This is a genomic window from Psychrobacter sp. 1U2 (assembly GCF_051847575.1).
Map to the genome: position 1 here is coordinate 1 of NZ_JBPYDC010001323.1, position 629 is coordinate 629.

Genomic DNA, 629 nt, shown 5'->3' on the forward strand with positions numbered 1-629 from the left:
TTGTTTAAATACGTTGCCAAAACCTACTGTTGCAGTGGCAATAAGAGTATTTTTGGAATTATTCTCGTTATACAATGCTTTAGAGTATTCACCGATACACTCCCATCTAGCAGCCGCCTTATAGGTACCTGTACTTGGTAGACTAGAATTGCACGAGTTGCCCATGGTGAGTGAACTACCAACTAGGCTATTTTCCATCAAATTAATAGTATCGTTAGTCGATGTATTAGGCTCACCATCAGTTAGAAAGTAAACACCATAGCCATCACATTGGCTAGCTTCGCCCTTAATAGGAGAGTCGTACTTTGATAGTCCTGGCTTTAGTTTTGTATCATCAGAGGATTGGTCGAAGCCACCTATTGAACTCCCGCTTCCATCCTCTTCCACTAATTTAAGGTAATAAGTTCTACCGTTCTCTTCGTACGTCACATAGGTGTCACCATTATAGATACCAATCTTATCAAGCTCTATATCACTTTCTTTATCATATTCCTTTTCATCATCGTATTCGCCTGACTTACAGGGGTAGTAGGTATAACCTAGTTTTGTAGTAAGATTCGAGCTTCTGTCTTCACACCCATACAATACATATTTATCTTTATCTTTATCTTTATCTTTATCTTTATCTT

The 629-nt window shown here is 38.2% G+C and carries 1 pseudogene; it reads right to left on the minus strand.

Features of this window, described 5'->3' with window-relative positions:
• Positions 1-629 (minus strand): annotated as a pseudogene (locus tag ACS8FD_RS21880) (hypothetical protein); the annotation flags it as partial.